The following is a 9265-nucleotide window of genomic DNA, read 5'->3' as shown; positions in this document are numbered from 1 at the left end:
TACGTTGTTCATGGCAATGATCTCCGATGAGCCCCCGGTGAAAGCTTAGTGGGCGATCACAGGGGGGGAGGCGGGGGTAGCCATTTCATTAGGTTTTATGATCGTTCCCACGCTCTGCGGGGTAATGCCTCAAGGGACGCTCCGCGTCCAGGTGACGCGGAGCGTCACCGGCTGCATTCCCACGCAGAGCGTGGGAACGATCGATAAACAACTAGGCTCTCTTAGAATTTTCCGCTCATAAGATAATTCTAAAAAGTTATTTATTTTCGGATTCTTATATCATTTAGTCTCCTTTTCACGCCGACTCTCAGTCGCCTGACAAGGAGCTTCCCGATGAAACTGACTTCCCCTCTTCGCCTTCTGGCCGCCGCGTTTCTGGCTTCGGCAAGTTTCCTGGCTCAGGCGGCAGATGTAACCGTCGCCTACCAGACCACCGTTGACCCCGCCAAAGTCGCCCAAGCCGACGGCGCCTACGAAAAAGCCACCAAAGCCACCATCGACTGGCGCAAATTCGACAGCGGCGCCGACATCATCGCCGCCATCGCTTCTGGTGATGTGCAAATCGGTTACCTCGGCTCCAGCCCCCTGACGGCGGCAATCACCCGTAAAGTCCCGGTGGAAACCTTCCTCATCGCCACTCAGATCGGCGCCGCCGAAGCGCTGGTTGCGCGTGACGGTTCCGGGATCAAGACCCCGCAAGACCTGGTCGGCAAGAAAATCGCCGTGCCCTTCGTTTCCACCGGCCACTACAGCCTGCTGGCTGCGCTGAAACACTGGAACATCGACCCATCGAAAGTCACCGTGCTCAACCTCGCGCCGCCAGCGATCATCGCTGCGTGGAAACGCGGAGATATCGACGCTACCTACGTCTGGGACCCGGCGCTCGGCGTGGCCAAGGAAAACGGCAACGTGCTGATCACCTCAGGCGAGTTGGCCAAGTTCGGTGCGCCAACTTTCGATGCCTGGATCGTGCGCAAGGATTTCGCCGAGAAGCACCCGGAAATCGTCACTGCGTTTGCCAAAGTGACCCTCGATGCCTACGCCGACTACCGCAAAGACCCAAAAGCCTGGCTCGCCAACCAAAGCAACGTCGACAAGCTGGTGAAGCTCTCCGGTGCCAAGGCCAGCGACATTCCGCTGCTGCTGCAAGGCAACGTCTTCCCCCTCGCGGCTGATCAGGTAATCACCCTCGGCGCGCCAACCACCAAGGCCATCACCGACACCGCCGTGTTTCTCAAGGAACAAGGCAAGGTCGAGGCCGTGCTGCCGGACTACGCGCCGTACGTCAGCGCCAAATACATCACCCACTGATCGGAGTTGACCGCGATGGCTTTGCTACAGCTGGAGCGCGTCTGCGCACAGTACCCGGGCGCAGCGGAGCCGGTGCTGGCGGATATTTCCCTTAGCCTTGGGCCTCGACAGTTGCTGGTTGCCCTTGGCCCGTCCGGCAGTGGCAAGACCTCGCTGTTGAACCTGATTGCCGGTTTCGTCGAGCCCAGCGCCGGGCGCATCACCCTTGATGGGGTGCCAGTCAAAGGCCCGAGCGCCGAGCGCGGTGTGGTGTTCCAGGACGACGCCCTGCTGCCTTGGCAGGACGTGCTGGCCAACGTCGGTTTCGGTCTGGAGCTGGCCGGCGTTGCCCGGGACACACGCGAAATTCGTGCCCGGGAAATGCTCGCCCTGGTAGACCTTTGCGATTTTGAACACCGCCGAATCTGGCAGCTCTCGGGCGGGCAGAAGCAACGTGTCGGCCTCGCTCGCGCTCTTGCAGCAGACCCTCGGATTTTGCTCATGGATGAGCCCTTCGGAGCCCTCGACGCTTTCACCCGCGAACAGATGCAGGAGCTGTTGCTGCAAGTCTGGCAGCGCACCGCCAAACCGGTGTTCCTGATTACCCATGACATCGAAGAAGCGGTGTTCCTGGCCACGGATCTGATTCTGCTGGCGCCCAACCCCGGGCAAATCGTCGAGCGCCTGAGCCTGGAGTTCGGTCAGCGTTACGCCGCCGGCGAATCGGCGCGTGCGATCAAATCCGACCCGCGCTTTATCGAAACCCGCGAACACGTGCTCGCCAAAGTGTTCTCCCAACGCAATGCCGTACAGCGACAGGAGCGCGCATGAGCACTTATGAAATTCCCGCCGCGACGGTGAAATCGAGCTCGGCGGTAATCCCGCTGCGTCGCAGCTTGAACACGCGCTGGATCAGCGTGTTGACCCTGATCGCGTTGTTGGCGAGCTGGTGGGCCGTCACCGCCACGGGATTGATCGAACCGCTGTTCTTGCCGCCGCCGTCCGCCGTGCTGCAAAAAGGCTGGCTGCTGGTGACCACCGGCTACATGGATTCGACCTTGTGGCAGCACTTGGGCGCGAGCCTCAGCCGTATTGGCCTGGGCCTGGGCTTTGCGGTGCTGACCGCCGTGCCGGTCGGCATTGCCATCGGCCACAACCGCATCGCTCGCGGCATTCTCGATCCACTGATCGAGTTCTATCGCCCGATTCCGCCGCTGGCTTATCTACCGCTGATCGTGATCTGGTGTGGCATCGGCGAGTTGTCGAAAGTCTTGCTGATCTATCTGGCGATATTCGCACCGATCGCGATTGCCACCGCCACTGGCGTACGCACCGTCGACCCGGCCAAGTTGCGCGCCGCACAGTCGTTGGGCGCGACTCGGACGCAGTTGATTCGGCATGTGATTCTGCCCAGTGCCTTGCCGGACATTTTGACCGGCGTGCGGATTGGCCTGGGTGTGGGTTGGTCGACATTGGTGGCCGCCGAGTTGATCGCCGCCACCAGTGGTTTGGGCTTCATGGTGCAATCGGCCGCGCAATTCCTGGTCACCGATGTGGTGGTGTTGGGGATTCTGGTGATCGCATTGATCGCTTTCGCCATGGAAATGGGCTTGCGTGCCCTGCAACGCAAACTCGTGCCATGGCATGGCCAGGCTCACTGAAGCATTTGAATGTGGGAGCACCTTGCCTCAATACCCCCGTTTTTTTGGATCAACCCCGTAGGAGCTGTCGAGTGAAACGAGGCGGCGATCTTTTGATCTTGCTCTCTAAAAACAACATCAAAAGATCGCAGCCTTCGGCAGCTCCTAGAGGTGCGGTGTCGTCCACAAAATTCATGTATGGCCCCGAATTGAAGAGAACACCATGAGCAGCCTGAACATCACCCCGTTAAGCTGCGCCCTCGGCGCTCAAATCAGCGGCATCGACATCAGCCAGCCGTTGAACCTGGAGCAACGCGATGCTATCGAGCAGGCGCTGCTCAAGCATCAGGTGCTGTTCTTCCGCAACCAGCCGATCGAGCCGCAGCAGCAAGCGCGATTCGCCGCCTATTTCGGCGACCTGCATATTCATCCGATCTACCCGAATGTGCCGGAGCAGCCAGAAGTGCTGATCCTCGACACTGCCGTCACGGATGTGCGGGACAACGCGATCTGGCACACCGACGTAACCTTCCTGCCGACCCCGGCCATGGGCGCGGTGCTGAGCGCCAAACTGCTGCCGGAATTTGGCGGTGACACACTGTGGGCCAGCGGTATTGCGGCGTATGAAGCACTGTCCGCGCCGATGAAAACCTTGCTCGAAGGGCTGACCGCTACTCACGATTTCACCCGTTCGTTCCCGCTGGAGCGTTATGGCAACACACCCGAAGCCCTGGCCCAGTGGGAAGAAGCCCGGCGCAAGAACCCGCCGCTATCGCACCCGGTGATTCGTACGCACCCGGTGAGCGGGCGCCGGTCGCTATTCGTCAATGAAGGGTTCACGTCGAAGATCAATGAGCTGTCGGAAACGGAAAGCGAGGTGATTCTGAAATTCTTGTTCGCCCACACCACACGGCCGGAATTCACCATCCGCTGGCGCTGGCAGAAAGATGACATCGCGTTCTGGGACAATCGTGTGACCCAGCATCACGCGGTGGATGATTACCGCCCCGCGCGGCGGGTGATGCAGCGGGCGACGGTGTTGGGGGATGTGCCGTTTTTCCGGTGAGCCGATCGTTTCCCCGTTCCGCGTGGGAATGCATCAACGGACGCTCTACGTTCGGTTCTGGATGGGACGCGGAGCGTCCCGGGCTGCATTCCCACGCAGAGCGTGGGAATGATCATTCTTGACCTCGAACGATTTTATTCCGCCGTCGAAGGCTTCTCCCACAAATTGATCCCACCCTCCTGGGCAAACCGATCAATCTCCGCCAGTTCTTCCACGCTGAAACTCAGGTTCTTCAACGCCCCGACGTTTTCGATAATCTGCTCCGGCCGGCTCGCGCCAATCAGCGCCGAGGTCACCCGTGGATCGCGCAGCGTCCAGGCCAGCGCTAACTGCGCCAGGCTCTGACCGCGACGCTTGGCGATTTCGTTGAGCGCCCGCACGTGAGCGATGTTGGCTTCGGACAGGTGAGACGCCTGCAACGAACCACCGCCCGGACGATTGACCCGCGCATCCGCTGGCACACCATTGAGGTATTTGTCGGTCAACAGCCCCTGAGCCAATGGCGTGAAGGCAATCACGCCGGTGCCGAGTTCATCGGTGGTGTCCAGCAGGTCCTTTTCCACCCAGCGGTTGAGCAGGTTGTAGGCCGGTTGATGGATCAGCAACGGTACTTTCCACTCCTTCAGCAACCCGGCGATTTCACGGGTTTTCATCCCGGAATAGGACGAGATGCCGATGTACAACGCCTTGCCCTGCTGCACGGCAGTGGCCAGTGCGCTGGCAGTTTCTTCCAGCGGCGTATCCGGGTCGAAGCGGTGGGAATAGAAAATATCCACGTAGTCCAAACCCAGGCGTTGCAGGCTCTGGTCGAGGCTGGCCAGGATGTATTTGCGCGAACCACCGCCCTGACCGTAAGGGCCGGCCCACATATCCCAACCAGCCTTGCTGGAAATGATCAGCTCGTCGCGGTACTGCTTGAAGTCTTCACGCAGCAAACGACCGAAGTTGATCTCGGCGCTGCCGTACGGTGGGCCGTAGTTGTTGGCCAGGTCGAAGTGGTTGATGCCCAGATCGAATGCCGTGCGCAACAACGAACGCTGGGTATCGATTGGCGTGCTGTCGCCGAAGTTGTGCCACAAGCCCAGGGACAACGCCGGCAGCACCAGCCCGCTGCGACCTACGCGGCGGTAAGGGATGCAATCGTAGCGGTTTTCGGCAGCGGTGTAGGTCATCGAGTCCTCTCTTGTCGGTCTTGAATGGGGTATCGACTGCTTTGCAAGTTGCCCAGCATACGCCTGGGCAAACGCCGATAAACCTCGGACTCGAGAAAATGCTGAAACGTTTCACAGATTTCATCTTCAGCCGGACCCATTCGCCAGAATCGCAGCCCGCGATCTTTTTATCTTGGTTTGCCTTCAAACGGCCAACGGGCAAATCCTGCGCGTCAACGGCGGGTTGGTTTAACTATGCTCGATGTATTGGGGTGAATCAGCAAGGCCGCCTTCGCGGGCAAGCCCGCTCCCACAAGGATCGGCAGTGAACACAACACCTGTGAACACCCGCGACCATTGTGGGAGCGGGCTTGCCCGCGAAGGCGGCCTCAAGGGCTGCACATCTGAAGGGAGAAACTCACCATGCACACAGCAATCATCATTACCTTCGGCCTGGCTCTCCTTGCGCTGATGCTGTTCATCGGCGAGAAAATCGGTTTCCCCCGCCAAACCCTGGCCTACAGCTTTGTCGTGCTGTGGCTGGCGTTGACCTTGATCAACGGCGCGGTCGGCATGGTCAATGCCGGCCAGCCGTTGAGCACGGAACTGGTGGTGGGCAGCGCGGTATTCGGCGTACCGGTAGCGGCGCTGGTGTTGTTCATGACGATGAGCACTGACGCCTGACAAGACGTCAGCGCCCCCCTTCTCAATCAACGCACCAGATGCAAAAACTGCATATGCCGCTCGTACTGGTCGAGGATGTCGTTGATGACCTGCTCCTTGGTGTAGCCCACCAGATCGTAATCCTGGCTTCCCTCGCGCAAATGCACTTCGGCGCGGTGGTAACGACGGTTGTTGAGTTGCTTGGACCCCATGCCGCCACGGGCGAACGACGGCGTGAAGTAGCCGCGCATTTGCACCTGATAGATGAATGGATGCAGTTCGCCGTGACCGATCTCCAGGCTGACGTTGTCATTGGCCGGATCAGGCTGAGCGACCACGTGCAAACCTTTCTCGACGAACACTGCCGTCACCTCTTCAATCGCCGGGCGCACCGTCGTATCGAGGAAACGATAGACCTCATCGCGCGACGGGAAATGCACGGCCTGACTCAAGCGCTGGCGCCAACCGCCGCGTCGCGAGCCGGACACCGGCGCGAGGGAATGCAGTTGCGCGATCTGCTTCTGCGACTCCAGATAAAACGCCTTGTGCAGCCCCCACATCATCAGCAGCAAAATCAATGAGAATGGCAACGAGGTCAGCACCACCGCTGACTTCAGCGCATCGATGCTGCCGGAGAACAACAGCGCGCTGGTCACCAGTGCCGTCATCGCGCCCCAGAACACTCGCAGCCATTTCGGCCCGTCTTCATCCGGGTTACCGCCCTTGGCGGACAAGGTCGACAACACCACGGTGCCGGAGTCGGCGGAGGTCACGAAGAATACGAAGCTGATGAACACCGTGACCGCGATCACGGTTTTGCTCCAGGGGTAAGTTTCCAGCAGCAGGTACAAGGTCATCGAGGGGTCATCGATGGCCGACATGCCGAGCGCACTCATGCCGTGGTTGAGGACCTGATCGATGGCGCTGTTGCCGAAGATCGACATCCACGCCAGGGTGAAACCGAGCGGGATCAGCAGCACACCGAAGACGAATTCACGGAGGGTACGGCCCCGGGAAATCCGTGCGATGAACAGGCCCACGAAAGGCGCCCACGCAATCCACCAGGCCCAGTAGAACACTGTCCAGCCACCCAGCCAGTCGTTAGGTTTTTCGTAGGCGTAGAGGTCGAAACTCTTCATCGGCAAAGCGCCGAGGTAATCACCCAGATTCTGGATCAGCGTATTGAGCAAGTGCTGAGTGGGGCCAGCGAACAACACGAACAGCAGCAGCGCACAGGCCAGCAGCATGTTGATGTCGGACATCACCCGCACGCCCTTGTCGACACCGGACACCGCCACGATGATCGCCGCGCCCATCATCAGCGTGATCAACCCGACCTGAATCCATTGGGTGTGGGCGATGCCGAACAGGTAGTCGAGCCCTGAGTTGAGGTGCAAGACGCCAAAGCCCATGTCCGCGCCGAGGCCGAACACCGTGGCGATGATGCCAAAGCCGTCCACCGCGTAGCCGATCGGGCCGTTGATGCGCTTGCCGATCAACGGATACAGCGCCGAACGCAGGGCCAGCGGCAGGTTATGTCGATAGGCGAAATAAGCCAGCGCCATGCCGACGAAGGCGAACACACCCCAACCGTGCAGGCCCCAGTGCAGAAACAGAATCTGCATTGCCTGACGCGCCGCATCCGCCGTGCCGGCTTCACCTTGCGGCGGTTGCGCCAGGTGCGTCAGCGGTTCGGACACGCAAAAGAAAAACAGCGTGATGCTGATACCGGCAGCGAACAGCATGCCGGCCCAGGACAAGTAGCTGAATTCGGGCTCGTCGTGGTCGGCACCGAGCTTGATCTTGCCGTAGCCAGACAAGGCGGTGACCACCACGAAGACCAGATACAGCGTCATCGCGAGCATGTAATACCAGCCGACCGTGTTGGCCGCCCAGTTTTGCGCTTGCAGAAGCCAGGCACCGGCCTGCTCGGGGATCGCCATGACCACAACGGCGAATAGCAAAATAAAGATCGCCGCGAAATAAAACACCGGCGGATTCATGCGGACCTGGCCGCTTGCGGGGGTGGACGATGCACTCATGAAAAGTGCACCTCAAGGGGGTGAAACAGGGCAATCAAAAACGGACTCGGCAAAGGCAAGCCTCCTGTTGTGAGCGGGCAGCAAACCGGCGGTTTAACTTGAATGAACGGTCAAGTTAAACATGGATAGGGGGCTAAGGACTAATCGCAGGGCTCGACGGTAGCTTTGTGGCGAGGGGGCTCGCCCCCGTTGGGGCGCGAAGCTCCCCTGAAACCTGCAACCGAATTCTTTCAGTAAAACCGCACTGGCATGCTTTGCGCCTGCGTCGCAGCCGAACGGGGCGATGCGGCGTTCCGACAAGCCCCCTCGCCACAGGTTCTACAAAACTGGCTTACTTCTGCGTCCCATCATCATGCTGCAAATTCGCCTGGCTGAGGTTGCACCCCGGCGGCACGCTACGGGTCAGCCAGACGTTGCCGCCGATGGTCGAGCCTTTGCCGATGGTGATCCGCCCCAGAATCGTCGCGCCGGCATAGATCACCACATCGTCCTCGACGATCGGATGCCGCGGATGGCCCTTTTGCAACTGGCCGTCTTCGTCCGCCGGGAAGCGCTTTGCGCCCAACGTCACGGCCTGATAAATCCGCACGCGCTCGCCAATGATCGCGGTCTCGCCGATCACCACGCCGGTCCCGTGATCGATAAAGAAACTGCGACCGATCTGCGCCCCCGGATGGATGTCGATGCCAGTGGCCGAGTGAGCGATTTCCGCGCTGATCCGCGCCAGCAGCGGCAAGCCGGCGCAATACAAATGATGGGCCAGGCGATGGTGAATCACCGCCAGAATCCCCGGATAGCAAAGCAACACTTCATCGACACTGCGCGCCGCCGGGTCGCCGTGATAGGCCGCCAACACGTCGGTGTCCAGCAGAGTGCGCAGCCCCGGCAAAGCGAGGGCGAAATCCTGAATGATCTGGAGGGTTTTGGCCTCCACTTCAGTGTCGGCCTGGGCACTGTGGCGCGCGGCGTAACGCAGTTCGAGCCGCGCCTGAGCCAGCAACGAGTTCAGAGCGACGTCAAGTGTGTGGCCGACATAAAAGTCTTCACTCTCCTCGCGCAAATCCACCGGGCCCAGACGCATCGGGAACAACGCACCGCACAAGGCTTCGAGGATGTCCGCCATGGCCGCTCGGGACGGCAACTCGCGACCGCCCTGCTCGCCGCTGGCACGGCCGTTTTGTGCGCGCCACTGCTCGCGCGCCGTACGCAGTTGGCCGACGATGGTCTGCAATTGCCAATGGCTGGAACGCTCGCTCACGGTAAAAACTCCTCATGGGCGGCCGGACTGTCTGGCCGCGTTAACCGCGATTACTTTACGGCAACGGCTTGCAGCCGAATTAAGAACCAATAGTGCTGTACTCAATACTTTTGGCTATAAGCGATTGGCAGTTGCCCCACCAAATACCCGTGCCT

General features: G+C 60.1%; 8 protein-coding genes. 5 read left to right on the top strand and 3 right to left on the bottom strand.

The window, feature by feature from the left end; translation table 11 throughout:
• The first annotated feature begins 333 nt into the window (after positions 1 to 333).
• From tauA to tauD, 4 genes are all read left to right on the top strand, one after another.
• Entirely contained in the window at positions 334 to 1311 is a 978-nt protein-coding gene (tauA, locus tag FHW68_RS23645) for a taurine ABC transporter substrate-binding protein (RefSeq protein WP_095633530.1), read from the top strand.
• A 15-nt stretch (positions 1312 to 1326) separates the two neighbouring features.
• A complete protein-coding gene (gene tauB / locus FHW68_RS23640; RefSeq protein WP_095633531.1) occupies positions 1327 to 2121 on the top strand; it encodes a taurine ABC transporter ATP-binding subunit in 795 nt (264 codons plus the stop codon).
• The gene (gene tauC, locus FHW68_RS23635; protein WP_095633532.1) at positions 2118 to 2951 is read left to right on the top strand and encodes a taurine ABC transporter permease TauC; all 834 of its coding nucleotides are present in this window, start codon (positions 2118 to 2120) and stop codon (positions 2949 to 2951) included. The genes tauB and tauC overlap by 4 nt, the downstream gene beginning before the upstream one ends.
• 202 nt (positions 2952 to 3153) lie before the next feature.
• Positions 3154 to 3996, top strand: coding sequence for a taurine dioxygenase (gene tauD, locus FHW68_RS23630; RefSeq protein WP_183683363.1), 843 nt, complete (start codon positions 3154 to 3156; stop codon positions 3994 to 3996).
• A 134-nt stretch (positions 3997 to 4130) separates the two neighbouring features.
• Here the strand turns inward: tauD and mgrA are convergent, their stop codons facing one another.
• Positions 4131 to 5168 (bottom strand): L-glyceraldehyde 3-phosphate reductase, encoded by a 1038-nt coding sequence (mgrA, locus tag FHW68_RS23625; protein WP_183683361.1) that lies wholly within the window; start codon positions 5166 to 5168, stop codon positions 4131 to 4133.
• Positions 5169 to 5570: 402 nt separating this feature from the next.
• Between mgrA and FHW68_RS23620 the strand changes: the two genes are divergently transcribed.
• Positions 5571 to 5831 carry a hypothetical protein gene (locus FHW68_RS23620; protein ID WP_095633535.1) on the top strand — a complete coding sequence of 87 codons (261 nt, stop codon included), beginning with the start codon at positions 5571 to 5573 and terminating at the stop codon, positions 5829 to 5831.
• A 26-nt stretch (positions 5832 to 5857) separates the two neighbouring features.
• Here FHW68_RS23620 and betT read toward each other — a convergent pair whose 3' ends face one another.
• Together betT and epsC are read right to left on the bottom strand one after the other, a co-directional pair.
• Complete coding sequence (gene betT, locus FHW68_RS23615) at positions 5858 to 7813, bottom strand: choline transporter BetT (protein WP_183683367.1); 1956 nt, start codon at positions 7811 to 7813, stop codon at positions 5858 to 5860.
• A gap of 370 nt (positions 7814 to 8183) precedes the next feature.
• The gene (gene epsC, locus FHW68_RS23610) at positions 8184 to 9110 is read right to left on the bottom strand and encodes a serine O-acetyltransferase EpsC (protein WP_183683359.1); all 927 of its coding nucleotides are present in this window, start codon (positions 9108 to 9110) and stop codon (positions 8184 to 8186) included.
• Positions 9111 to 9265 lie beyond the last annotated feature (155 nt).

It is taken from the genome of Pseudomonas sp. Tn43 (genome assembly GCF_014192635.1).
Taxonomy (GTDB): Bacteria; Pseudomonadota; Gammaproteobacteria; order Pseudomonadales; family Pseudomonadaceae; genus Aquipseudomonas.
Note: the sequence above shows the minus strand (reverse complement) of the source record. Positions and strands in the feature narration are given on the sequence as shown.

Bases quoted from the DNA above. Each gene is read 5' to 3' on its own strand.
- betT (WP_183683367.1), bottom strand. From the start codon at position 7,813: ATGAATCCGCCGGTGTTTTATTTCGCGGCGATCTTTATTTTGCTATTC.
- tauC (WP_095633532.1), top strand. From the start codon at position 2,118: ATGAGCACTTATGAAATTCCCGCCGCGACGGTGAAATCGAGCTCGGCG.
- mgrA (WP_183683361.1), bottom strand. From the start codon at position 5,168: ATGACCTACACCGCTGCCGAAAACCGCTACGATTGCATCCCTTACCGC.
- tauB (WP_095633531.1), top strand. From the start codon at position 1,327: ATGGCTTTGCTACAGCTGGAGCGCGTCTGCGCACAGTACCCGGGCGCA.
- tauD (WP_183683363.1), top strand. From the start codon at position 3,154: ATGAGCAGCCTGAACATCACCCCGTTAAGCTGCGCCCTCGGCGCTCAA.
- FHW68_RS23620 (WP_095633535.1), top strand. From the start codon at position 5,571: ATGCACACAGCAATCATCATTACCTTCGGCCTGGCTCTCCTTGCGCTG.
- tauA (WP_095633530.1), top strand. From the start codon at position 334: ATGAAACTGACTTCCCCTCTTCGCCTTCTGGCCGCCGCGTTTCTGGCT.